Origin of the sequence: Streptomyces sp. NBC_01477, from assembly GCF_036227245.1 — a bacterium.
In the GTDB taxonomy this organism is placed as follows: Bacteria; Actinomycetota; Actinomycetes; order Streptomycetales; family Streptomycetaceae; genus Actinacidiphila.
In genome coordinates, this window is record NZ_CP109445.1 from 2394511 (window position 1) to 2418099 (window position 23589).

At 74.4% G+C, this 23589-nt stretch carries 17 protein-coding genes; 5 read left to right on the top strand and 12 right to left on the bottom strand.

Annotated features, from left to right (window positions below; translation table 11 throughout):
* Positions 1 to 33: 33 nt before the first annotated feature.
* The 3 genes from OHA86_RS09475 to eccB form a co-directional block, all read right to left on the bottom strand.
* Positions 34 to 1557: a WXG100 family type VII secretion target gene (locus OHA86_RS09475; protein ID WP_329174106.1), complete on the bottom strand. Its 1524-nt coding sequence runs from the start codon at positions 1555 to 1557 to the stop codon at positions 34 to 36.
* Between the two features lie 46 nt (positions 1558 to 1603).
* Positions 1604 to 2092 carry a hypothetical protein gene (locus OHA86_RS09480; RefSeq protein WP_329174108.1) on the bottom strand — a complete coding sequence of 163 codons (489 nt, stop codon included), beginning with the start codon at positions 2090 to 2092 and terminating at the stop codon, positions 1604 to 1606.
* An 84-nt stretch (positions 2093 to 2176) separates the two neighbouring features.
* A complete protein-coding gene (gene eccB, locus OHA86_RS09485) occupies positions 2177 to 3679 on the bottom strand; it encodes a type VII secretion protein EccB (RefSeq protein ID WP_329174110.1) in 1503 nt (500 codons plus the stop codon).
* Positions 3680 to 3847: 168 nt separating this feature from the next.
* Here eccB and eccE point away from each other — a divergent pair, with 168 nt between their 5' ends.
* From eccE to OHA86_RS09500, 3 genes are all read left to right on the top strand, one after another.
* Entirely contained in the window at positions 3848 to 5149 is a 1302-nt protein-coding gene (gene eccE / locus OHA86_RS09490) for a type VII secretion protein EccE (RefSeq protein ID WP_329174112.1), read from the top strand.
* Positions 5149 to 5937, top strand: a complete 789-nt coding sequence (locus OHA86_RS09495) for a hypothetical protein (protein WP_443071680.1) — start codon at positions 5149 to 5151, stop codon at positions 5935 to 5937. The genes eccE and OHA86_RS09495 overlap by 1 nt, the downstream gene beginning before the upstream one ends.
* A 446-nt stretch (positions 5938 to 6383) precedes the next feature.
* Positions 6384 to 9440: an SCO5717 family growth-regulating ATPase gene (locus tag OHA86_RS09500; RefSeq protein WP_329174114.1), complete on the top strand. Its 3057-nt coding sequence runs from the start codon at positions 6384 to 6386 to the stop codon at positions 9438 to 9440.
* Between the two features lie 279 nt (positions 9441 to 9719).
* Here the strand turns inward: OHA86_RS09500 and OHA86_RS09505 are convergent, their stop codons facing one another.
* The 9 genes from OHA86_RS09505 to rimP form a co-directional block, all read right to left on the bottom strand.
* The gene (locus OHA86_RS09505; protein WP_329182339.1) at positions 9720 to 10688 is read right to left on the bottom strand and encodes a bifunctional riboflavin kinase/FAD synthetase; all 969 of its coding nucleotides are present in this window, start codon (positions 10686 to 10688) and stop codon (positions 9720 to 9722) included.
* A 205-nt stretch (positions 10689 to 10893) separates the two neighbouring features.
* Positions 10894 to 14646: a trypsin-like peptidase domain-containing protein gene (locus OHA86_RS09510; RefSeq protein WP_329174116.1), complete on the bottom strand. Its 3753-nt coding sequence runs from the start codon at positions 14644 to 14646 to the stop codon at positions 10894 to 10896.
* 700 nt (positions 14647 to 15346) lie between these two features.
* On the bottom strand, positions 15347 to 16246 hold the full coding sequence (gene truB / locus OHA86_RS09515; RefSeq protein WP_329174118.1) for a tRNA pseudouridine(55) synthase TruB: 900 nt from the start codon (positions 16244 to 16246) through the stop codon (positions 15347 to 15349).
* A complete protein-coding gene (gene rbfA / locus OHA86_RS09520; RefSeq protein ID WP_329174119.1) occupies positions 16243 to 16761 on the bottom strand; it encodes a 30S ribosome-binding factor RbfA in 519 nt (172 codons plus the stop codon). The genes truB and rbfA overlap by 4 nt, the downstream gene beginning before the upstream one ends.
* A gap of 34 nt (positions 16762 to 16795) precedes the next feature.
* Positions 16796 to 17089 carry a DUF503 domain-containing protein gene (locus OHA86_RS09525; protein WP_329174120.1) on the bottom strand — a complete coding sequence of 98 codons (294 nt, stop codon included), beginning with the start codon at positions 17087 to 17089 and terminating at the stop codon, positions 16796 to 16798.
* A gap of 114 nt (positions 17090 to 17203) precedes the next feature.
* The gene (gene infB, locus OHA86_RS09530) at positions 17204 to 20341 is read right to left on the bottom strand and encodes a translation initiation factor IF-2 (protein ID WP_329174122.1); all 3138 of its coding nucleotides are present in this window, start codon (positions 20339 to 20341) and stop codon (positions 17204 to 17206) included.
* Positions 20342 to 20504: 163 nt separating this feature from the next.
* The gene (locus OHA86_RS09535; RefSeq protein WP_329174123.1) at positions 20505 to 20789 is read right to left on the bottom strand and encodes a YlxR family protein; all 285 of its coding nucleotides are present in this window, start codon (positions 20787 to 20789) and stop codon (positions 20505 to 20507) included.
* A 102-nt stretch (positions 20790 to 20891) separates the two neighbouring features.
* Complete coding sequence (gene nusA / locus OHA86_RS09540; RefSeq protein WP_329174125.1) at positions 20892 to 21923, bottom strand: transcription termination factor NusA; 1032 nt, start codon at positions 21921 to 21923, stop codon at positions 20892 to 20894.
* 2 nt (positions 21924 to 21925) lie between these two features.
* A complete protein-coding gene (rimP, locus tag OHA86_RS09545) occupies positions 21926 to 22507 on the bottom strand; it encodes a ribosome maturation factor RimP (protein ID WP_329174126.1) in 582 nt (193 codons plus the stop codon).
* A 113-nt stretch (positions 22508 to 22620) separates the two neighbouring features.
* Here rimP and OHA86_RS09550 point away from each other — a divergent pair, with 113 nt between their 5' ends.
* Positions 22621 to 23148: a hypothetical protein gene (locus OHA86_RS09550; protein WP_329174128.1), complete on the top strand. Its 528-nt coding sequence runs from the start codon at positions 22621 to 22623 to the stop codon at positions 23146 to 23148.
* A complete protein-coding gene (locus OHA86_RS09555) occupies positions 23145 to 23564 on the top strand; it encodes a ferritin-like domain-containing protein (protein WP_329174130.1) in 420 nt (139 codons plus the stop codon). Before OHA86_RS09550 ends, OHA86_RS09555 begins: the two co-directional genes overlap by 4 nt.
* Positions 23565 to 23589 lie beyond the last annotated feature (25 nt).

Sequence of the window (23589 nt, forward strand, 5' to 3'; positions counted from 1 at the left end):
CTCGCGGTACGGCTCGGTCGGGTCGCCGTTGAGTCAGTCGATCACGGGCGGTGCGACATCGTCTCGGGTCGGGATCCAGTCGTCCTCTTCGATCAGGTGATCGGGACGGCGGTTATTGCGACGCCGGTCACGGTCGGAGCGGGTGGAGCCCGGCGCGAACTCGCCGGCCGGTGTCCGGCCCACGACTCCGCCCGGCTCACTCGCCAACCGGCCTGCGCTGCCACGGTTCATGGCATTGCGGCCACCCATACCGGGGCTGCCGCCCTCCGCCATACCAGCGGCAGGCATCCGCGCGGCGGCTCCCCGGCCGCCGATGACGCTGCCTCGGGGCACCTGGCCCTGCGCACGGCCACCGAACATCTCCGGCTCGCTCGTCGGGCGGCCGCCGTAGATTCCGTTGGTCGTGCTCCGCCGCATGGGCGGTGCGGCGCCGATCTCCTCGGCGGGCGATCCCGTCATGTTCCGGGGGTTGAAAGTGCCGTTCGCGCCGCGCGGCCCACTGGCCGTGTTGACCGGCTCGACATTCCGCAGCTGGTTCGGCAGCGTGGGTCCGGTGCCGCCGAACTGCTGGTTCTGGTTGGGGATCGGCTGGAACGTGTTGCCGAGGTTCGGCCCGCTGAGAATGGGACCGCCGCCACCACCGCCGGAGTTCGGCGCCAGCGGGCCCGGCTGGGTCGGTGCGACCGGAGTCAGCGGACCCGCCGACTGGATCTGCGTGACCGGCGGCGCGGTGTTGTCCGGCGCCGTCGCGACCGGCTGACCCGTCGAGGACACGTGCGACAGGCCGTCGCTGACCGAGACCTTCTGCAGTTCGCTGTGCTCGGCGGGCTTCACCGAATGCTTCGAGCTGCCGCTGGCGTTCGATGTGTACGGGGCGGGTGAACCCGTCGCCGAGCTGTAGTGCGACGGGTCGATTGCCCGCGCGTCCGGCGGCGGCACGAACGTCGCCGGCATCGGCGGATACGTCGGCGGCTGCGCGTTGTTGATGATCGCCGCCGAGAACGAGTACGACTGCGCCAGCTTGTGCATCTGGTCCGCCGCCTGGATGCGGGCGGTCTCCAGCTGCGTGTGGGCCTGCGAGATGGCCTTCTGGCCTTCGGGGTCGTGGCGGGCCGTCGGGTCGGCGTGCAGGGCGGCGTACGTGGCCTTCGGGCCGGCCGGCACCTTCGGGATGTCGCGCTTGACCGTGCGCAGCGTGTCGGCGGCGGCCGTCAGCGCCTTGCCGGTGGAGTCGGCGTAGTCGCCCAGCGCCAGCGTGGACTTGGCGACGTTCTTGCCCCACTCCTTGAAGGCCGCGCCCGACGTGCCCTCCCAGTCCACGTACGCGATGTGGTCGTTGAGGTCGGTGCCGATCTGGTTGATCTTGGTGACGGCCGTGGTGAGGCGGTCGCCGAAGCCGGCGAGTGCCTCGGGGTCGGCGTGCTGGACCATGTCCAGCATCGCCTCGTGCGAGAACGACTCGAAGTCCGTGCGGGAGAAGTCGAGCGCCTTCTCGATCGTCCTCACCACGTTGTCGAACAACCCGCCCCCGGGAGTGCTCCCTGACGTGCCGGTCATGTCCTGCCCCCGTCTTCCGTTCCGTCGTCGTCCGTGCGGCGGCCGGTCATCCGACGCCCCCGCTGCCCGCCGTCGAACCGCCCTTGCCGTTGGAGCCGTTCGCCCCGGAGGTATCGCTGGCGGGATGCGCCACGGGGTTCGTCTTCGCCGCGTTCGGGTCGAGCTTCGGGTTGTACGCCTGGACGATCTCGTCGTTGAGGTCGAGGAGCTTGCGCTGGGTGCCGAGGTCGACGTTCCTGAAGGTCGAGTGCCCGATGTGCAGCGACAGACTCATCGCCTCGATCTGGTTGGCCAGCGTCTGCGAGAGCTGTTCGAGCTGGCCGTGGACGTAGCTGTACGCCTTCATCAGGTCGTTGGCCTCGGCGAAACCGGTGCCGATCTGGGCGGACTTGACCCGCTCCTGACCGATCTTCGTGGGTGCGACGAGCGAACCGTCCAGCTCGTCGAGCAACCCGTCCACGCGCGTCTTGAAGCTGCGCAGATCCTCCAGCGCAACGTGCAGACTGCCTACTGCGCCACCTACTGGTGCTTCCATCCGAACGTCGTCCCTCCCCCGTGACACCGGTGGCCACAGACACCACCTGACACCAGTTTACCCATTTCTCCGTCAAGGGCGCGATCAGGATCCCTGCGGTTGTGCCGCACTCTGCGTGTCCAGCGCCGGCCCTTTCGGGAGAAGTTCGGACCAGGCGGACGGGATCGACATCGGCTTGACGTCCGGGTATCCGAGCCGGACCGCGGCCTGGTCGGTCTCCTGCTTCGAGGTGGACGCCTTGTTGGCCGCGGCGCTGTCGTTGTTGCGCTGGACGGCGTAGCGCAGCCCGGTGTCGGTGACCAGGAACAGTGTGCCGCCGCTGGTGTCGGTGCCGCTGACCTCCTGGTAGAGCAGGCCGCTGCCGGGCGTGACGTAGGCGCTGGTCGCGCCCTCGACGATCTGCTCGGGGTAGTCCTTGCCCGCCCACAGGGTGAGCTGCGGCCTGGCCGTCGCGGTCGCGCCGCCGTGCAGGACGCTGCAGGAGACGTCGCGGGGTGAGTCGCCCTGCGACGTGTTGACCTGGCTGGGGTCGCCCTGCGGCCAGTCGGAGGGCAGGAACGAGGGCTGCCGGCTGACCGGGATGCTGGTCTTCACCGGGTCGGGCTGGTTGTTCTTCTGCTGCAGCAGCAGCGCGGCGAACCGGGTGATCGGTGCGATGCCGTCCTTGGTGATGACGTAATACTCGTCGCCCGCCGCGGAGGTGGCCTCCAGCACGGTACCGACCGTGGAGTGGCCCGCGGGCACCCCGTCCACGTCGGCGGGGCTGCCGGCGCCCGTCAGTCTCGGGAACCAGATGGGGGTCCCGGTGTCCAGCGAGGCGAGCCAGGCGTCGGAGACGGTCTGCGGCTCCAGGTTCTCGCCGAAGAGCGTGCGCAGCAGCAGGCTCATCTCCTGCGGGGTGCGGGCCTTCGGGTCGGGGCCGCCCAGTTCGAATTTGGTGCCCTCGCGGTCGACGAGGTATTTGACGCCGTCCAGGTTCTGCACGTACAGCACCTGGTCGCCGCTGAGCGCGGACGGGCCGCCCATGGCGGCGGCTTCGTCGCCGCCGAGCACGAACACCGCCTGCTGGACGGTGTGGCTGGTGCCGCCGCCGGGCCGGTCGCAGACCGCCCAGACCTTGGCCTTGGCAGCGTCGTCGGCGCTGGGCAGCCGGTCGGGCGCGTAGGGGATCCCTATGGTGGCGCCGTGCTTGAGCCCGCTGTGGTCGAGCACGGACTCCTTGACCTTGATGACGTCGTAGGACCCGGGGTCGAGCAGCAGCCGCGCCGACGCCATGTTCAGCACCGGATGCAGCACGGGCTTGTGGCTGTCGGCGTCGTTCAGCACGACGTAACGCGTGGTGGACTCGTCGGCGACGATCACGTGCTTGCCCGGCTCGTCCCAGCCGTGCGGCACGGAGGGGCTGATCAGCCCCCAGGCGCCGAAGCCCGCCAGCAGTACCGCGCCGATGACGATGCCGGGGACGAGCGTGCGCAGCGGCCGCGGGGCTCCTTCGTCTGAGCCGGCTGGGCTGGGCTGGAGAAAGGCCGCCACCACGCGCTTGCGCGCGAAGGTGTAGGCGTTGAGCTGTTCCTTGCGTGAGGCCATCGTTCCGTTTTCCCCCCGGGTGACGTCCGGTCGGACCCGCTGCCGCCAGGCACCGTGCCATCGCGTTGGCAGGGTCGGTCCCCTTACTATGCCGGGTGCGCCTCATGTACTACGACACCGGTACGGTGAGCGGACATCATGACGCCGCACGACGGAGGGCGCAGGGGGATGACCACCGCAAGCACAGCACGCCGTGATCGCAGGCAGGGCCCCGCGCCGGCCGCGCTGCATCTGAGTTCGCGCCCCGGGCGGATAGGCGTACTCCGCCTGCATCAGCTGGCCCTGGTCGAGGTGGCCGCGGCCCTGGTGCTGATCGGCGCGGCGGCCGGACGTGCGGTGCTGGTGCCCTGTTCGGTGGTGGCGGCCGTGCTGGTGGCCGCGGCCGTGGTACGTCGGCGGGGCAGGCCGCTGCCCGAGTGGCTGACCAGCGTGATGGCGATGCGGCGCAGGCAGCGCGAGGCGGCCAGGGAGGCCGCGCGGGAGCCGGGGACACCGGGCGGCGCGGCAATTGCCGCGGCTTCGGGGCTCATCGACCCGGCGCTGGCGCCGATCACCGAATGCGATCCGGCGCTGCGCACGTACACCTTCTCCGGGCGGCGGCGGGACCGCAGCGTCGGGATGGTGGGCGACGGTACGTTCCTGACGGCGGTGCTGCTGGTGCAGTCGCGGGACGAACCGCTGCGTACGGCCAGGCCGATGCCGCTGGGGCTGCTCTACGACGCCTTGGAGATCGACGACATAGCGCTGGCGTCCGTCCAGGTCGTGCAGCACGTCCAGCCCGCCCCCGCGCCGCACCTGCCGCCGCAGGCGGTGGCGGCGGTGTCGTACGGGCCGTTGCAGGCGCAGTACGGGACGCCGGCGATCCGGGTGACCTGGGTGGCGCTGAAACTGGACCCCGAACTGTGTCCCGAGGCGGTGCTGGCCCGCGGCGGGGGGCTCGGCGGCGCCCAGCGTGCGGTGCTGCGAGCGGCGGACCATGTGGCCAGCAGGCTGGCGGGGGCCGGTTTCGAGGCGTCGGTGCTGGACGAGGAGGAGCTGACCGCCGCGCTGGCCACGTCGGCGGGCGTCAATCCGCTGGCGACGGCGCTGGCCGGGCGGATCGGCACCGGTCAGCGCAGGACGTTGGAGCGCAGCCGCGCCTGGCGCTGCGACGACCGCTGGCACACCACGTACTGGGTGGGGCGCTGGCCGCAGGGCGGCGGAGCACTGCCCACCGCCCGTACGGTCACCGCCCTTACCGCGGTGCCCGCGATGGCCGGAAGCTTCGCCCTGACGCTGAGCCGCGGCACCGGGCGGAGCCCGGCGCTGAGCGCGTACGTACGGATAACGGCCCGCGACGACCGCCAGCTCACCTCGGCACGCCGGGAATTGGAGCGGGTGGCGCGCCAGCACAAGGTGGGGCTGGTGCGGCTCGACCGCGAGCAGCTGCCGGGTGTGCTGGCCACACTGCCGCTGGGAGGGACCAGCTGATGACCGGTCAGCCCATGCACCAGGGGCCGCGCACAGGGATGCGGCCGGGCGGCGACCCTGACCCGTCCGTGCCCCGGCAGCGCCGCAGCGCCAGGCCGGGATTCGGGTTGCGCGGCCCGCGGCGGGACCTGCACGGCCTGTCGGCGAGCCAGCTCGACACCATGTCGCTGCCGTTGGGCGACGACGGGGTGGTGGCGGGCATCGACGAGGCCGGCAACCCCGCGGTCCTCGGCCTCTTCCGGCCCGCGCAGCTGGACGTCGTGGTGATCGGCAGCGTGTGGACCGCCCAGGTGCTGGCGCTGCGCGCGGTCGGCACCGGGGCGCGGGTCGCGGTCGAGTCGGCCCGCCCGCAGGTCTGGACGCCGCTGGCGCAGGCCGCGGGCGGCGGCCAGCAGTGCATGACGGTGCACGACGTGAAGGAACTCCCCTCCCAGGGGCCGACCGTGTCCAGCCCGGTGCTGGTCGTACGGGACTGCGGCACCTATCCGCCGCGCAGCCGCCTCGCGAAGGCGCCGTGGCAGGCGGTGCTGACGCTGCTGCCCTTCCTCGGCCCGCAGGCGCCCAGGCTGCTGGGCGAGGCAGGGCTCGTGGGCATCCAGCGGGTCTCCCCGCCGGAGGCGGAGATCCTGGCGAAGGTGCTGCGGCTGACCCGCGAGGAGGCGGCGGCGCTGCCCGCGCTCGGCGACGGCGTCATGCTCTGGGGCACCCCGCAGCACCGGCAGTTCGTGCTGCTCCAGCCGACCGACGCGGAGGTGGGCCTCCTGGGGGAGGCCCGTCGCATGGACTGAGCCGGAACGCCCCGGCTTCCCCACGCCGCACCACGTGCTGTCGCGGCGTCACCATTGCGTCGGCCGCGGTTCGGCCGTGGTTCGGCCGCGCAATGTCGCACGCCCCCGCAGGGGTACGTCTTGCGACGGAGAAGGCGGGCTTCGGGGGTACGGGGAGCCACGGCGGGTCGTAGTGTGGGGAGGGCCGCACCGTCGCCAGGGTGCGGGGGGACAGCCGTGTCGGGCCACATCGCGCCGGGTGGCAGAAGGCGCATCCGCACCGGTCGGCGGGACGCGACGGCGTGGGAATGAGCTGAGCGCAACCGGACGGCCTGACGGCGGACGTCCCCCGGCGATTAGGCTGTCCGTCGAGAGCGGCAGGACAGTGGCGAAAGGGCACTTGCCCTGCGGCGCACGGGGCGGGGAGCCGGCTACAGGAAGCTCCCCGACGCAGACCGGGAGGCACAGTGAACAGCGATCGGGACGACAACCGCGCGGGCGGGGCCGCCCCTGTCGAGGAACCGGCCGAAGGCGACGTGACGGGCGAGTACCGCTTCGATTTCACTCCGCCGGCCTGGTACATGCAGAACGGCAGCGGGAGCGGCGACGAGAACGCGGCCACGGCGGTGCCGCAGCCGCCGCAGCACGCGCCCGCCCAGGCGCCGGTTCCTGCGGCGCCGGAGGCCCCGGCCGCGCCGGAGCCGGGCGGACCGGCGGCCGAGGACGTGACGGCACGGGTGCCGGTGTGGGAGGTGCCGCCGCCGCGCACACCGGAGGAACCCGCGGCAGGGGCCGCGCCGTTGGCCGGCGGGGCGCCGTGGTCGGTGCCCGCCGCGCCGCAGGCGGCCGAGGCGCCGAGCGCCCCGGCCGAGCGCCCCGCGTGGTCCGGCACCCCGGTCTCGCCCGCAGCGGCCGAGCCCGCCGAGCCCGCCTCCGCCGCGGCCGAGCCCGCCGCCGCTGCCCCGGCCCCCGAGCCGGCTCCGGAGCCGAAAACCGCGCCCGAGGCCGCGCCGGAAGCCCGGCCGGTGGCGGAGGAAGCGGACGGTCCGGAGTCGCGCGGCGACCTGGTGGGCCGCGAGACCGTACGGTTCTCCCCCGCCGCGCTGCGGCAGGAGATCGAGGAGCGGGCCGGCGTGCGGATCGAGGACGTCGCACAGGCGGACCCGCGTCCGCCGCAGCAGGCAGCCGAAGTGCCCGAGGAGGCCGCGCCCATAGCGGCGGCCGCGCAGGAGGTGCGGCCCGAGCCGGAGGACGCCGGGCCGGAGCAGGCGCCGCCGCAGGACGCCGTTCCCGAAAATGCGCCCGCCGCAGGGCCGCCGGCCGCGTGGGCGCCGCTTCCGCAGACGCCGCCCATTGCCGAGCCCGCGCCATGGGCGCCGGCGGCGCCGCAGAGCGCGGTGCCGCCGCTGCCGCCGCACTTCGAGCGCGCGGAACCGCAGTATCCGACCCCGGAGAGCTCCCAGTCCTTCCCTTCCCCCGTTGCGCCGCCGGTCGTTCCGGCCGTTCCGCCGCAGGGACCGGCCGCCGCCTATCCCCCGCCCGTGCCCGCCGCGCCGGTCCAGTACCCGGGTGCCGGATTCCCCGCCCCCGAGCCGCCGGCGCCGACCCAGCCCCGGCCGCAGGGCGGATACGGCTTCCCGCCCGCCGCACCGAACCCGCCCGCGGCACCCGCCGCGCCTTTCCAGGCCAATCCGCAGGGCGGATACGGCTTCCCGCAGCCGCCCGCGCCACCGCAGGGCGGTCAGGGCGGTTACGGCTTCCCCCAGCAGCAGCCCCCCCAACCGCCGCAAGGCCACGGCGCCGTGCCGACCGGCCTGCCGCCGCAGCAGCAGCCGCCGCCGCCGGTGGAGAACAGGACGCCGCCTCCGCAAGGGGGTTACGGTTTTCCGCCGCCGCCGCAGCCCGGGTACCCGCAGCCCGTGAGCGCGGAGCCCGAGGCGGCGGGACCGCTGCCACCACTGCCCGCGCAGGGCGGATACGGCTTCCCGCAGCAGCAGCCGGCGCAGAACCTGCCGGCGCCGTACGCCCCGCCGCAGCAACAGCCGCCGCAGGGCCACGGGGTCGATCCGCGGCAGGGCGGGCACGGCGCGCAGGGCGGCGACCCGGCGGCCCCCGCCGCGCAGCCGGGTCCTGTGGACCCGCGGTCCGGCGGCTGGCCGACGGTGACGCCCGATCAGCGGCAGCGCACCACGCAGGGCGGCGCCCCGCTGGGCTACACCGCCGCCGTGGAGCTGTCGTCGGACCGGCTGCTGCGCAATCAGCCGAAGCCGAGGAAGCCGGGCGCGAACGCGCAGCCGAGCCGGTTCAGGATCGGCGGCAAGAAGGAGGAGGCGGAGCGGCAGCGGAAGCTGGAGCTGATCCGTACGCCGGTGCTGTCGTGCTACCGGATCGCGGTGATCAGCCTCAAGGGCGGCGTCGGCAAGACGACGACCACGACCGCACTGGGTTCGACCCTCGCCAGCGAGCGGCAGGACAAGATCCTGGCGATCGACGCGAACCCCGACGCGGGCACGCTCGGCCGCCGGGTCCGCAGGGAGACCGGCGCGACGATCCGCGACCTGGTGCAGGCGATCCCGTATCTGAACAGCTACATGGACATCCGCCGCTTCACCTCGCAGGCGCCGTCCGGCCTGGAGATCATCGCGAACGACGTGGACCCCGCGGTCTCGACGGCGTTCAGCGACGAGGACTACCGGCGCGCGATCGATGTGCTCGGCCGGCAGTATCCGGTGATCCTCACCGACTCGGGCACAGGTCTGCTCTACAGCGCGATGCGCGGGGTGCTGGATCTGGCCGACCAGCTGATCATCGTCTCGACGCCGTCGGTGGACGGCGCCTCCAGCGCCAGTACGACGCTGGACTGGCTGTCGGCGCACGGCTACGCCGACCTGGTGGCACGCAGTATCACGGTGATCTCCGGGGTCCGCGAGACCGGGAAGATGATCAAGGTCGAGGACATCGTGTCGCACTTCCAAACCCGCTGCCGCGGGGTGCAGGTCGTGCCGTTCGACGAGCACCTGGCGGCGGGCGCCGAGGTGGACCTCGACATGATGCGGCCGAAGACCAGGGAGGCGTACTTCCACCTCTCCGCGATGGTCGCCGAGGACTTCGTCCGCGCCCAGCAGGCGCAGGGCCTCTGGACGGCGGACGGCCAGCACCAGCCGCCGCACCAGGCACCGCCGATGCCCGGGCCGTACGGCGCCGCCCCGGCCGGCTACCCGGCGCAGGGCCAGCCGGGGCAACCCGCTCAGCCCCTGTGGCCAGGACAGCCCAGCCCGCCCGCGCAGCCGCCTCAGCCGCCCTACGGCCAGCCCGTGCAGCCGGGCCAGGCACCGCCCGCGCAGTACGGCGCCCCGCCGCAGGCCCCGCAGCCGTATCAGCAGGGCGGTCCCGGCGGGCCGCAGCAGGCGCAGCCCTTCCAGCCGCAGTCGCCGCAGCCGCAGGCACCCCAGCCGCAGCAGGGCTGGCCGGTGCCCCAGCAGCCGGAGCAGCAGGGCTACGGCTACCCGCCGCCCCCGCAGTAGGGCCCGCGGCCCGTACGAGCACCAGGGTGGCCACCGGGCCGCCGTCGTGGGTCTCCACGGCGGCGGCCCTCGGGGTGTACGGGCCGCCGCAGGAAGAACGCGCTGCCCGAGGAGCTGTCGGCGGCGATCACCGCGTCCTGGCCACACGGGAGTTGCGCGAACGCGTCCGGGCGGCGGTCCTCTCCTTACGGGACCCGGCCGGTCCTCGGGCGTCGCCGGACACGGAGGCCGTCCACGACGAGGTCCAGGACCTGGGCCGGACGCGTCAACGGAACCGGGTCAGCCGTCGGAGCGGGTCGGCTGCGGGGCCGCCACGACCAGGTCCCTGGCCCGCTTCACATCGTCGGCCATCCGTTCGAGCAGCGCCTCGATCGTGTCGAACTTCTCCATCCCCCGCAGATACGCGAGGAAGTCCACGGCCACGTGCAGGCCGTAGAGGTCCAGGTCGACCCGGTCGATGGCGTAGGCCTCGACGGTTCGTGAGGTGCCGTCGAAGGTCGGGTTGGTGCCGACCGAGATCGCCGCGGGCATGGCCTCGTCAGCGACGTGCAGCCAGCCCGCGTAGACGCCGTCGGCGGGGATGGCGGTGTGCGGCAGTGTCTCGACGTTGGCCGTGGGATAGCCCAGCTCCCGGCCGCGCTGCGCGCCGCGGACGACCACGCCCTCGACCCGGTGCGGCCGGCCCAGCACCTCCGCGGCGCCCGCGACATCGCCGGCGCCGATCAGCCGCCGGGTCAGGCTGGAGGAGAACGGCTCACCGCCGCCCGCCTCACCGCGCATGAAGAGGTCCACGACCTCCAGGTCGTAGTCGTACTTCAGCCCGAGCGCCGACAGGAAGTCCACGTCACCGGCGGCCTTGTGGCCGAAGCGGAAGCTCGGGCCCTCCACCACGAGCTTGGCGTGCAGGCCGTCCACCAGCACCGTACGGACGAACTCGCTCGGCGACTGCTTCGAGAATTCGCTGGTGAAGGGGATGATCAGCAGCGCGTCCACGCCGAGCGCGGCGACCAGCTCCGCGCGGTGGTGGTGGGCCGACAGCAGCGGCGGGTGGCTGCCGGGCCTGACGACCTCGCTCGGGTGCGGGTCGAAGGTCACGACCACCGACGGCAGCCCCAGTTCCCGTGCCCGCTCCACCGCCCGGCCCATGATCAGCTGGTGGCCCCGGTGGACGCCGTCGTAGGAGCCGATGGTGACGACGCAGCGTCCCCAGTCACCGGGAACGTCATCCAAGCCCCGCCAGCGCTGCACCTTGACGCTCCGCTTCCCTCGCTGAATCTCGGACATTCGCTTTTCTGCAGAGCCAAGACTGCCATGCCGACACCCGGGGGCGCGCCCCCGGGCTGGTCGCGTCCGGACACCCGCCGGCCCCGCGGGGTGCTGCGGCGGCGCCCGCGGGCGCCGCCGGTCGCGGCCGGGCGCGGGGTTCCGCGCGGGCCGGCCGGGCGTCGCGGGGTCAGGAGGTGCGGGTGAGGCGGTGGCGGGCGCTGGGGCCCACAAGGGGGTCCCAGGTGGTGGTGTCGGTGAGCCAGCGCAGGAGGAGATGGCCGAAGTCGGGTACGGCGGCGGCGAGTTCGACGATGCGGCGGTCGAAGCGGGCGGCGCCTTCGGGGGTGCGGCCGAGGAGCAGGCCGAGGCGGCGGACCAGGTCGTGGGTGAGGGGCGGCGGCCGGCGGCGGGCACCGTCGGCGGCGGCGGTGAGCAGCGCGTCCAGCACATCGGGGTCGCGTTCGGTCTCCAGGGCCGCGTCCAGCAGCTCCTGGCGCAGCGGCCGGGACAGCCGGCTCCCGGGAGCGGCGAGCACCGCGAGGAGGGCGCCGCGGACATGCGGCGGGTGGTCGCGCAGCAGCGCGGCGGTCAGCGGGAGGACAACGGCCCGCACCCCCGGACCCTGTTCGAGCCGCAGGTCGAGGAAGCGCGCCACACCGGCGGCGCCTGCCGGGCGGTGCCGCAGGTGGTCCTGGACCAGCGCGGCGGTCCTGCGGGCGAGCGCCGGGTCGGTGACCGCGGCCATGGCCGCGAACAGGTCGCTCTCGTCCCGGCCGGGATCCGCGGACCGCAGCCGGGCCTGGAAGGCGGCCAGTACCGGCTCCGGATGGGTGGTGAGCGCCGCGGCGAGCGGTCCGGCCGGCACCCGGGGGTCGCCCGCGGTGAAACGGCCCAGCGCGACCGGCAGATGGCGGTCGCGCGTGGCGGGGTCGCGCACGAGCATGCCCAGGGCGGCGCCGTGCAGCGCGCAGTCGGCGGGGCGGGCGAGGATCGTCAGGGCGGCGTAACGCAGCAGTTCGCGGTCGGCGTCGGAGCGGACGACGAGCGCGGCGCGGGACCCGTACGCGGCTGCCGCGACATGCCGCCCCGGGCGCGGGTCGTGCGCCCAGCGGTCGACGGCCCGGCACACCGCGGACGGCTCGTCCTCGACCAGGGCGGCCAGCAGTTCGTCGGCGCCCGGGTGCGCCGCGGCGACCAGGGCCTCGGTCAGGTCGTCCACGGCCTGCCCGCGGTGGGTGTGCAGCAGCGCCTGCGCGGCCGAGGCGACGGTCAGCCGCGACCCCGCCACGCCCGCCGGGGCCTGCAGCGGCCGGTCGTCGTCGAACCAGCCGCACACCGCGGGCACCGCCTCGGCCGGGAAGTGGCACAGCAGCTCGGCGACGGCGGCCAGGAAGCGGTCCGAGCGGTCCGACGCCCCGGGCGGGCCGTCGGCGGGCAGCAGCAGCCGCAGCAGTTCGAGGCGTTCCGCGACCGGCAGCCGCACCCGGCGCCAGAACCACGGCCCGAAGTCGCCGAGCCCGCCCATGCCTTCCGCCGTGAAGCCGCCGCGCTCCACCGCCCGTACCGCCGTCCTGGCGGCCAGGTCGCGCAGCACTCCGCGGCAGACCGCCGCGTCCGGCAGCCGCAGCAGCACTTCCCGCAGCAGATGCGCCGCCCACCACAAGGCGTCGCCGCGCCGCTCCTCCGGTCCCGGCGGGGCCGGCCGCCCGGCGGCGGACACCCCGTGGGGCCAGCCGCCGTCGCCGAGGTCCTGCGGCGGGACGCCGGGGGCGGCGTCGCGGCGGACGCCCCTGCGGGTCCGGGGGGTGGGCACCGTGTCGGCGTCGAGGTCGGCCGGTGGCGGCAGTGCGGGCGCCTTGCGCGGGGTGCAGCGGGTCGGCGGCGGGGTCCTGTGGTCCAGGGCCTGGGCCAGGCCCGCCAGATGCCGGGTCAGGACATGCGGCGGCGCCATCAGCAGCGCCTGCACGACAGGCCCCGCGCGGTGCCGGGGCACCGGCAGCGCGCGCGGGGACAGCGGGGCGACCGGGGGCGCCTGCGGTACGGGCGGCGGCTGCCCGGCGCGCGCCGCGGGACGCGCCGCGGGACGCGCCGGCAGGCGTACGGGCGCGTCGGCGGAGTGCGCGGCCTGCGGGGCGAACCAGCGGTGGACCAGGGCGTGCAGTGCCGCGCCCAGGTCCAGGTGGACGGCCTGGAGCCAGTCGGCCGCCTCCTCGTGGGCGAAGCGGTAGCCGGCGCCCGCGGGCACGAGCAGGCCCTCGGTCAGCACGGCGGAGGCCCAGCCCGTACGCCACGGGAAGAGCTCCTCGAATGCCTCCCGGTCCAGCTCGCCCTGGCCGGGCCCGAGGCAGCGGCGGGCCGCCTCGTGCACCTGTCCGGCGACCCGGGCGGCCAGCCGCCGTACGCCGGTGCCGCGTACCGGCGGGTCCGCGGCGGCGGCCAGCCGGACCGCGATCCGCAAGCACACCAGGTCCAGGTGCGCGGCGAAGACCTCCGCCCGCGACGGTGTCCCACCCGCGCCCTCCGCCACGGCCGCGCGCAGCTCGGACAGCAGCCGCAGTGTCAGCGGATGCGCCTCGTCCGCGCCCCCGAGCGCGCCCTCGGGCACGCCGTAGCGCTCGCGCGCCGCCGCGGCCTGTGCCGCGTCCAGGTCGCCGAGCCGCAGGCACGGCGGCAGCGCCTGCCCGCCGTCCGCGCGCGATACGGCCGCAGGGCCGTGGAGCAGCCAGGCGGGCAGCAGCCGGCCCGCCTGGTCCCAGAATTCGGGGCGGCAGGCGATGACCAGCCGCGCCGCGCCCGCGCGGAGCCAGCCGGCGGTGCCCGCGGCCCAGTCGGGCAGGGCGTGGGCGAGGGCCGTCGGCATCTCCTCCGGGGCGTCCAGCAGGATCAGCAGCGGGCGCCCGGCGGCCCGGGCGAGGCCGGCGACGGCGTCAGGCGAGGCGTAGAGCGGCTCCCCGGTCGTGGCGGCGCCGACGATACGGGCCGCGGAACGCAGCGAGCGCTCCACCGCGTCCTTGATGCCGCCGTCCGCGGGACGCAGTTCCGCACCGCGCAGCCACACCGTGGGCGCGGGCAGCGTGCCGCGCGCCCGGTCGGCGGCGAGCCGCACCAGCTCGGTGGTACGGCCGCTGCCGGGCTCGCCGACCAGGCCGAGGACCATTGCCGCGTCGTCGCCATATGCGGCGGAGAAGTCCCGCAACGCCTCGGCGACGTAGGGGCGGGCGACCGGGTCGCGCCACGCGCCGGGGCCGGTCGCGGCGCCGACCGAGGTCGCGGTGAGCTGGAGCGCGCCCGCGAGGTTGAGGTGCGGCCCGTAGCCGGGCACGGTCGCGGCATTGCGCGCCAGCAGCTCGGCCAGCGCGGGCGGGGTGTCAGCGGGCCACAGCGGCAGGGCGAAGCCGGCCGCCCGGTGCCCGGCGTGCAGCGCGGTGGCGACGACGCCGAGCACCGCGCCGGTCGCCGCGTCGATCACCGGCGCGCCGGACGCCTGCGGCGGTACGCGGCTCAGGTCTGCGCCGTCCAGGGCGAGTTCGTAGACGTCCTCCAGCAGGTGGAAGCGGTCGGTCGCGGTGTATGTGACGGTGGCCGTGCCCAGCACCGCGCCCTCGGTACGCTGCGGCAGCCGCACCCGTATCCGCCGCTCGGGGTGCGCGGGGCCGCCGGGGGCGATGGGCAGCGGCGGCACGGTCAGGCCTTCGGTGGCCACCAGGGCGAGGCCCTGCTCGGGGAGCGCGGTGATGGCTGCCGCCTCGACCAGGCACAGCTGGCCGCCAGGGGCGTGCAGGACCAGCCGGGCGAGGCCGTCGACCGCCTCGTGGCTGGTCACCATCGTGCCGTCGCGGTCGGCGAGGAAGCCGGTGCCGCGGGGCCGTCCGGCCAGGTCGCAGACCCGGACGAAGACGTCGTCCGATCCGCCGTCGGCCGCGCCGCGTGCCGCCGCCACCCGATTACCTCCCCCGCCACCGCCGCGCCCAATTCGTCCCGCTTCGACGGTAGTGTGCGGATGCCGCTTCGCGGCGGTCAGGTGGGAAGGCGCCCCCTCCCGCGCCCTGCCTTCGCCCCGAGCGCCCCGCCATCCGGGTGACCCGGGGGTCCTCCCGCCCCCTGCCCGGACCCGTTGGCCCCGGGACCTCCCCCCTCCGGACGGCTGATCGCGCCGTTCCCCGCGCCCCTCCGGGGCACCCCACCTCCGCGAAGAGGGCACACCCCCAGGGATGCGGGGAACGGCGCACCCAGCCACGACGGCGCGGCAGGCGAGGGGCACCGCAAGAGCCACCGCCCCAAGGGCGCGAGGAACTGCGCGCGCAACCACGACGGCGGGAAAGAAGCGCCGCCACCGCACAAGGCACCCCCCAGAGGCGCGGGGAACGGCGCGGGCAACCACGACGGCGGGTCGCACAAGCCCCCGCTCCAAGCGGCACCCACCAGGGGCGCGAGGCACTGGGCGACAAGCCACAACGCACCGCAAGCGCGCGGGCCACCGCGTGACGCACCCCCCAGGGGCGCGAGGAACGGCGCGGGCAATCACGACGACGGGGCGCACAAGCCCCCACCCCAAGCGGCACCCACCAGGGGCGCGGGGAACGGCGCGACAAGCCACGGCGTACCCGCGGCCGACAACGCGGCGAGCCCCCCCGCAGGGGCTACGCCGGGAAGCCCGCCAGAATCCGCGCCTGGCCCGCGTCGGCCTCGACCAGGGCCAGGAGCCGACCGTCGGGCCCGAACACGGCGTGCGGCCCCGCCACGAGCTCCGGGGTCCTGATGCGCACCCCGTTCCCCAGCAGCCCGGCCTGGTCCGCGTCGACGTCCCAGCGGGGGAAGGCCGCGGCGGCGGCGTCCTCGATCGGCAGGACGCCGAAGTCCTCCCCGAGCTGCTCCAGCGTGCGCGCGCCGGCGAGGTCGTACGGGCCGACCCGGGTGCGGCGCAGCGCCGTGAGGTGTCCGCCGACGCCGAGCCCGGCGCCGAGGTCGCGGGCCAGCGCCCGGATGTACGTACCCGAGGAGCAGACCACGGTGACGTCGAGGTCGAGCGCGTCGCCGGACTCGGCGGGGCGCACGTCCTGGACGGTGAAGGACGAGACCGTCACCGGCCGCGCGGCCAGCTCGAAGTCCTCGCCCTCCCGGACCCGGGTGTAGGACCGCACCCCGTTGACCTTGATCGCGCTGACCTTGGACGGCACCTGCTGGATCGGCCCGGTGAGCGCGGCGATCCCGGCGTCGACCGCCTCCCGGGTGACCGCGGCGACGGCGCCGGGCGGCGCCGTCGCGGTGATGTCGCCCTCCGCGTCGTCGGTGACGGTGGTCTGGCCGAGCCGGATGGTGGCGACGTACTCCTTCTCGGTCAGCGCGAGGTGCCCGAGCAGCCTCGTGGCCTTCTCCACGCCGATGATCAGGACGCCGGTCGCCATCGGGTCGAGCGTGCCGGCGTGGCCGACCCGGCGGGTGCCGGCCAGCCGGCGCACGCGGGAGACGACGCCGTGCGAGGTGAGCCCGCCGGGCTTGTCGACGACGACCAGCCCGGAGGGTGATGTGGTGCGGGTCATGCCGGCGACGTACCGCCCTTGCCGTTGTCCGCGTCATCGTCGGCGGTCTCAGCGTCAGCGCCGGCGGCGTCGTCGGCCTCGAAGTCGTCGTCCTCGTCGGCCGGCTTGCGGTACGGGTCCGCGTCCCCGGCGTACTGCGCGTCCGTGGCGGCCTTGCGGACCTCCTCGTCGGCGGCGTGTGCCTTGGCCAGCAGGTCGTCGATGGTGCGCGCGTTGTCCGGCAGCGCGTCGGCGACGAAGGCCAGGGTGGGCGTGAAGCGCACCCCGGTCTGCCGGCCGACCTCGGAGCGGAGCACGCCCTTGGCGCTCTCCAGGGCCGCGGCGGAGGCGGCCCGCTCCGCGTCGTCGCCGTAGACCGTGTAGAAGACCGTCGCCTCCCGCAGATCGCCGGTGACCCGGGTGTCGGTGATCGTCACATAGCCCAGCCGCGGGTCCTTGATCCGCCGCTGCAGGGTCTCCGCGACCACGACCCGGATGCGGTCGGCCAGCTTGCGCGCCCGCGCGGTGTCGGTCATCGTCTTCTTCTCTCTGTGTCCTGGGTCGTTCGTCTCAGTCGTCGTCGCCGTGGACGCGCTGCCGTGCGGACAGCAGTTCCACTTCGGGACGGGCGATCATCCAGCGTTCGCACCGGTCGAGTACGTCCTTGAGGTGTGCGAGGTCTCCGGATACCACCGCGATTCCTATCTCGGCCCTGCGGTAGAGGTCCTGCTCCCCGGTCTCCGCCACGCTGACCCCGAACTTCCGGTGCAGCTCAGCGACGATCGGGCGGACCACGGACCGCTTCTCCTTCAGGGACCGTACGTCACCCAGGAGCAGGTCGAAGCACAATGTGCCTGCATACATGGGTACGACGTTACAGGCGACGGCCGGGGCCGATCGACGGGATTTTCCCCGCCGACCGGCCCCGGCCCGAGCCTCACCCGGCCGTACGGCATCCCGTACGGCCGGCCTGCGGGGTCAGCCGCGCGGCTTCTCGCGCATCTCGTACGTCGCGATGACGTCGTCGATCTTGATGTCGTTGTAGTTGCCGAGGTTGATACCGCCCTCGTAACCTTCACGGATCTCGGTGACGTCGTCCTTGAAGCGGCGCAGCCCCTCGATGTTGAGGCTCTCCGCGATGACCTTGCCGTCGCGGAGCAGCCGGGCCTTGGTGTTGCGCCTGACCTCGCCGGAGCGGACCAGCACACCGGCGATGTTGCCGAGCTTGGAGGAGCGGAAGACCTCGCGGATCTCCGCGGTGCCCAGCTCGACCTCCTCGTACTCCGGCTTGAGCATGCCCTTGAGCGCCGCTTCGATCTCCTCGATGGCCTGGTAGATCACCGAGTAGTAGCGGACGTCCACGCCTTCGCGTTCGGCCATCTGCGCGGCACGGCCGGCCGCGCGGACGTTGAAGCCGATCACGATGGCGTCGGAGCCGGTCGCCAGGTCGATGTCCGACTCGGTGACCGCACCCACTCCGCGGTGCAGGACGCGGATGTCGACCTCGTCGCCGACGTCGAGCTGGAGCAGCGAGGACTCGAGAGCCTCCACAGAACCGGACGCGTCGCCCTTGATGATGAGGTTGAGCTCCTGCACCAGACCGGCCTTGAGTGCCTCGTCCAGGTTCTCCAGGGAGAACCGCACGCCCTTGCGGGCGAAGCGGACGTTGCGCTCACGGGCGGCACGCTTCTCGGCGATCTGCCGGGCCGTGCGGTCCTCGTCGACGACCAGGAAGTTGTCGCCGGCGCCGGGCACGTTGGTCAGACCGAGGACGAGCACCGGAGTCGACGGGGTCGCCTCCTCCACGTTCTCGCCCTTGTCGTCGAGCATGGCGCGGACGCGGCCGTACGCGTCGCCGACGACCATGGTGTCGCCGACACGCAGGGTGCCGCGCTGGACCAGGACGGTCGCCACGGCGCCGCGCCCCTTGTCCAGGTGAGCCTCGATCGCGATGCCCTGCGCGTCCTGCTCCGGGTTGGCCCGCAGGTCGAGCGAGGCGTCCGCGGTGAGGATCACGGCCTCCAGCAGGCTGTCGATGTTCAGACCCTGCTTGGCGGAGATGTCGACGAACATGGTGTCGCCGCCGTACTCCTCGGCCACCAGCCCGAATTCGGTGAGCTGGCCGCGCACCTTGGTCGGGTCGGCACCCTCGACGTCGATCTTGTTGACCGCGACCACGATCGGCACCTCGGCCGCCTTGGCGTGGTTCAGCGCCTCGATCGTCTGCGGCATCACACCGTCGTTGGCCGCGACCACCAGGATCGCGATGTCGGTGGACTTCGCACCACGGGCACGCATGGCGGTGAACGCCTCGTGGCCGGGGGTGTCGATGAAGGTGATCCTGCGCTCTTCACCGTTGACGTCGGTGGCGACCTGGTAGGCGCCGATGTGCTGGGTGATGCCGCCGGCCTCGCCCGCGACCACGTTGGTCTTGCGGATCGCGTCGAGCAGGCGGGTCTTGCCGTGGTCGACGTGACCCATGACGGTGACCACCGGCGGACGCGGCTGCAGTGCGTCCTCTCCGCCCTCGTCCTCGCCGAACTCGATGTCGAAGGACTCGAGCAGCTCGCGGTCCTCCTCCTCCGGGCTGACGATCTCCAGCACGTAGTTCATCTCGCCGGCCAGCAGCTCCAGGGTGGAGTCCGAGACCGACTGGGTGGCCGTGACCATCTCACCGAGGTTGAGCATCACCTGGACGAGCGACGCCGGGTTGGCGTTGATCTTCTCGGCGAAGTCGGTGAGCGAGGCACCGCGCGACAGGCGCACGGTCTGGCCGTTGCCGCGGGGCAGCAGCACGCCGCCCACGGACGGGGCCTGCATGGCCTCGTACTCCTGGCGCCGCTGACGCTTGCTCTTACGGCCGCGCGCCGGACGTCCGCCCGGGCCACGCCCGAACGCGCCCTGCGTTCCGCCACGGCCGCCCGGACCACCGGGACGCCCGCCGAAGCCGCCGGGACGGGGGCCGAAGCCGCCGCCACCGCCGGGAGCACCGCCACCGGGACGCGGGCCGCCGAAGCCGCCACCGCCGCCACCGGGACGACCGCCGCCGCCGGGACCCGCCGGACGGCCGGCGAAGCCGCCGCCACCGCCGCCGGGACGGCTACCGGGACCGCCGCCGCCGGGACGACCGCCGGGGCCACCGGGACGCCCGCCGGGACCGCCACCCGGGCGACCGCCCGGGGAGGGGGCCGGCCGCTGCGGCATCATGCCCGGGTTCGGGCGCGGACCCGCGGACTGCGGACGGGGCATGCCGCCCGGCGAGGGACGGGCACCGCCCGCACCGCCGGGACCGCCCTGGCCGCCGCCGGGACGCGGGGCACCACCGGGGCGCGGAGCGCCGCCGCCGGGACCCGCGGGACGCGGGGCACCGCCCTGGCCGCCGCCGGGACGCGGCGCGCCACCGGGGCGCGGCATGCCGGTGGAGCCGGACGTGAAGGGGTTGTTGCCGGGACGCGGACCCGCGGGACGCGCGCCACCGGGACGTGCCGCACCGCCCTGGCCGGGCGCGGGGCGCCCGCCCTGGCGGGGACCGCTGTCACGCTGGCCGCCGTCACGCTGACCGCCGTCACGCTGACCGCCGTCGCGCTGACCGCCGGCCGGGGCCGGTCGGGCCGGGCGCGGGCCGGGGGTGGCGGAGCCGGGCCTGGAGGGCTGGCTCGCCGGGGGCGCGGCGGGCGGCGCCTGGAATTCCGCGGCCGGCACGGGTGCTGCCGGGGCGGGCTTGGGCGCGGCCGGAGCCGGCTTGGGTGCTGCGGGACCCGGGCGCGGGCCGGGCGCCGGCGCGGAGCCGGTGCTCGGCGCGGCGGGGGCCGCGGGGGTGACGGGGCCGCCGGCCGCCGGCTTGGGTGCCGGGGCAGCGGGACGGGCCGGCGCACCCGGGGTGGGGGCCGGCCTGGCGGGGACGCTCTTGCGCGGCGCCCCGGGCTTCGCAGCGGACTTGCCGGCGCTGCCGCCGGCCGGTCCCTGGAATGCGTCGGTCAACTTGCGAACTACCGGCGCCTCGATCGTCGAGGACGCCGAACGGACGAACTCACCGAGTTCTTGGAGCTTGGCCATGACGACCTTGCTCTCAACTCCCATCTCTTTGGCGAGTTCGTAGACCCGGACCTTAGCCACTTCGCTCCTTTTAGGTCCGGGGTGATCGTCCGCCGGACCGTCGCTACTTCATGGGCGTACTCATCGCGTACTCATCGAGTGCTCATCGCAATCTCGACCTACTTCCATCTCGCGAGGTACCTGATCGCACGGGATGATCCGTGCCGTACTTCTTCGTGCCTTCTTACGGGGCTGCCTGCTGCTCGACAAACCGGCGTACTTCCGCGGTATCGGGCGCCACCGCCGGGCCTCGGAAGGCCCGGCCGAACGCCCGGCGGCGGACCGCCAGGTCGAGGCAGGCAAGGGCGGGATGCAGATATGCGCCCCGACCGGGCAGCGTACCGCGATGATCGGGGACGCAGGCATCCCCATTCATCACCACACGCAGCAGATCGCGCTTGGCCGCTCGCTGACGGCAGCCCACGCACGTACGCTCCGGGCATGCTGGTGGCAGCGTCCGACCAGACACTCTCAGTCTACCTCCCCGCGCGGACCTCACTCCTTCGAGTGTGCCGACGCACGGTTGTTCGTTTCATGTCAGCCGGAAATTCGGCCACGCATGGGTACGGTTTCAGCCTTCCGGACGCGCCTGCACCGGTGAGTGCGGGGCGGCGGGGGCGTGCTCGGTGCCCTCGGTGTCGGGGCGGATGTCGATCCGCCACCCGGTGAGCCGGGCGGCGAGCCGGGCGTTCTGCCCCTCCTTGCCGATGGCCAGCGACAGCTGGTAGTCCGGCACCGTGACCCGGGCGGAGCGGGCACCCGCGTCCACCACGTCGACCCGGGACACCCGGGCGGGCGACAGCGCGTTCGCCACCATCTCGGCCGGGTCGTCCGACCAGTCCACGATGTCGATCTTCTCGCCGTGCAGCTCGGCCATGACCGCCCGCACCCGGGCGCCCATCGGTCCGATGCACGCGCCCTTGGCGTTGAGCCCGGAGCGGGCCGACCTGACCGCGATCTTGCTGCGGTGACCCGCCTCGCGGGCGATCGCCTCGATGACGACCGAGCCGTCGGCGATCTCCGGCACTTCGAGCGCGAAGAGCTTCTTGACCAGGTTCGGGTGGGTGCGCGACAGCGTCACGGAGGGGCCGCGCACGCCCTTGGCGACCCGTACGACGTACGTACGCAGCCGGACGCCGTGCTTGTACTCCTCGCCGGGCACCTGCTCCTGCACCGGCAGGATGGCCTCCAGCTTGCCGATGTCGACCAGCACGTTCTTGGGGTCCTTGCCCTGCTGGACGACGCCGGTCACGATGTCGCCCTCGCGGCCGGCGTACTCCCCGAAGGTGATGTCGTCCTCGGCGTCCCGCAGCCGCTGCAGGATCACCTGCTTGGCGGTGGACGCGGCGATCCGCCCGAAGCCGGACGGCGTGTCGTCGAACTCGCGCGGCTCGGCGCCCTCGGCGACCTCGTCGGGGTCCTCGGTCGCCCACACCGTCACATGCCCGCTGGTGCGGTCCAGCTCCACCCTGGCGCGCCGGTGGCTGCCCGGCTCGCGGTGGTAGGCGATCAGCAGCGCCGACTCGATGGCCTCGACCAGCAGCTCGAACGAGATCTGCCGCTCCTGCACCAGACCCCGCAGGGCCTTCATGTCGATGTCCACGGCTACGCCTCCTTTGTGGTCTCGTCGATGTCGCTGCCGTCCATCTCGTCGTCTTCCACGTCGTCTTCCGTGCCGTCGTCAGGGAGCGCCTCGTCGTCCGGCTCACCGGCCTTGCGGCTGAACTCGACCTCGACCCGGGCCTTCGCGATCTCCGCGAAGTCCGCGCGGGCGGGCTTGGGCTTGCGGCCCTTGACGCCCGGCACCTCCAGGTCGAGACCCGTCTCGTCCACCGCCATGATCCGTGCGATCAGCTCGCCGCGCTCCTTGAGCGCCAGCTTCACCAGCCGCCCGGAGTTGCGCCGGAAGTGCCGGGGCTCGGTCAGCGGCCGGTCGGTGCCCGGCGAGGTGACTTCGAGGACGTACTCCGTCTCGCCCATCACGTCCGAGTCGTCCAGCGCCTGGGACACCGCGCGGCTCACCGCGGCCACGGTGTCCAGCTGCACCCCGTCCTCGGCGTCCACCACGACCAGCAGCTGGCGCCGCCGGCCCGACGCGGTCAGCGTGACGTCCTCCAGGTCGAGACCGGCCTTGCCGACAAGCGGCTCAAGCAGCGCGCGCAGCCTCTCGCTCTGGGTGGTGCTCATCCGGGTGACTCCTCGGCCGCGTGTGCTGTTGTGATGGAAGGTCGCGTGTAAGGGCAAGGCTACCCGAGCCGGGGCAGGGCGCCGCGCCACTCCGGCACCCGTAAACTCCCCCCATGATCCCGGAGGCGGCCGCTCGGCTGAGCAGGCGGAGTGTGGTGGCGGCAGCGGTCGTGGCGGTCGGCGCCGGGTGCGCGAAGGGCGCTGACGGACCGTCCGGCGGGCCGTCGGACAAGGCCCCCGCGTCGCTCCCCGGGGTGGCGGAGCAGGCGCAGGCGGTGCGCGACAGCACGGATCTGATCGGGCGTTACGACGCCGCCGCGGCCGCGCACCCCTCGCTCGCCGCCCGGCTGCGGCCGCTGCGGGCCGAGGTCGTCCGGCACATCGAGGCCTTCGGCGGCAAGGCGCCCACCGCGCCCGTCCCGGCGGCGACCGCGGCGCCGGCCACCACCGCGAAGACGCTGGCGGCACTCGCCGCCGCGGAACGCTCCCTGGCCGACCGCAGGGCCGCCACCGTACTGACCGTGCCCGGCGGGCTGGCCCGGCTGATGGCCTCGGTCGCGGCGGCCGGCGCGGGCCATGCCGCGCTGCTCGGCACCCGGGCCGGCGGGCGGCCGACGAACGAGGGGACGGACGGGGCATGAACGCGGTCATCGACGCGGTGCAGGCGGCGCTCGCCGCCGAGCACGCCGCGGTGTACGGCTACGGGGTCGTCGGCGGCCACCTGACCGGCAGCAGGCAGGCCGAGGCGCAGCAGGGCTACGACGCCCACCGTGCGCGCCGCGACAGCCTGGCGCGTACGGTCGCCGACCTCGGTGCGTCCCCGGTGACCACCGCGGCCGGCTACGAGCTGCCCTTCGCCGTCTCCGACGCGGCGGCCGCGGAACGGCTCGCGGCGTACGTCGAGGACCGGGTGGCGGGCGCCTACGGCGACGTGGTGCGCAGCGCGATCGGTGACCTGCGGCGGGACGCGGCCGGTGCGATGCGGGACGCGGCGGTGCGGGCGGTGCGATGGCGCGGCGGCAGCGTAGCCTTCCCGGGTCTGGCGGAGTTCGGCTGAACGCCGCCGCCGGGCGCCGGGAGCC

What these genes read in the sequence shown, in the direction of transcription:
- OHA86_RS09475 (WP_329174106.1), bottom strand. Translation starts at nt 1,557, where the DNA reads ATGACCGGCACGTCAGGGAGCACTCCCGGGGGCGGGTTGTTCGACAAC.
- OHA86_RS09480 (WP_329174108.1), bottom strand. Translation starts at nt 2,092, where the DNA reads ATGGAAGCACCAGTAGGTGGCGCAGTAGGCAGTCTGCACGTTGCGCTG.
- eccB (WP_329174110.1), bottom strand. Translation starts at nt 3,679, where the DNA reads ATGGCCTCACGCAAGGAACAGCTCAACGCCTACACCTTCGCGCGCAAG.
- eccE (WP_329174112.1), top strand. Translation starts at nt 3,848, where the DNA reads ATGACCACCGCAAGCACAGCACGCCGTGATCGCAGGCAGGGCCCCGCG.
- OHA86_RS09495 (WP_443071680.1), top strand. Translation starts at nt 5,149, where the DNA reads ATGACCGGTCAGCCCATGCACCAGGGGCCGCGCACAGGGATGCGGCCG.
- truB (WP_329174118.1), bottom strand. Translation starts at nt 16,246, where the DNA reads ATGACCCGCACCACATCACCCTCCGGGCTGGTCGTCGTCGACAAGCCC.
- rbfA (WP_329174119.1), bottom strand. Translation starts at nt 16,761, where the DNA reads ATGACCGACACCGCGCGGGCGCGCAAGCTGGCCGACCGCATCCGGGTC.
- OHA86_RS09525 (WP_329174120.1), bottom strand. Translation starts at nt 17,089, where the DNA reads ATGTATGCAGGCACATTGTGCTTCGACCTGCTCCTGGGTGACGTACGG.
- rimP (WP_329174126.1), bottom strand. Translation starts at nt 22,507, where the DNA reads ATGAGCACCACCCAGAGCGAGAGGCTGCGCGCGCTGCTTGAGCCGCTT.
- OHA86_RS09550 (WP_329174128.1), top strand. Translation starts at nt 22,621, where the DNA reads ATGATCCCGGAGGCGGCCGCTCGGCTGAGCAGGCGGAGTGTGGTGGCG.
- OHA86_RS09555 (WP_329174130.1), top strand. Translation starts at nt 23,145, where the DNA reads ATGAACGCGGTCATCGACGCGGTGCAGGCGGCGCTCGCCGCCGAGCAC.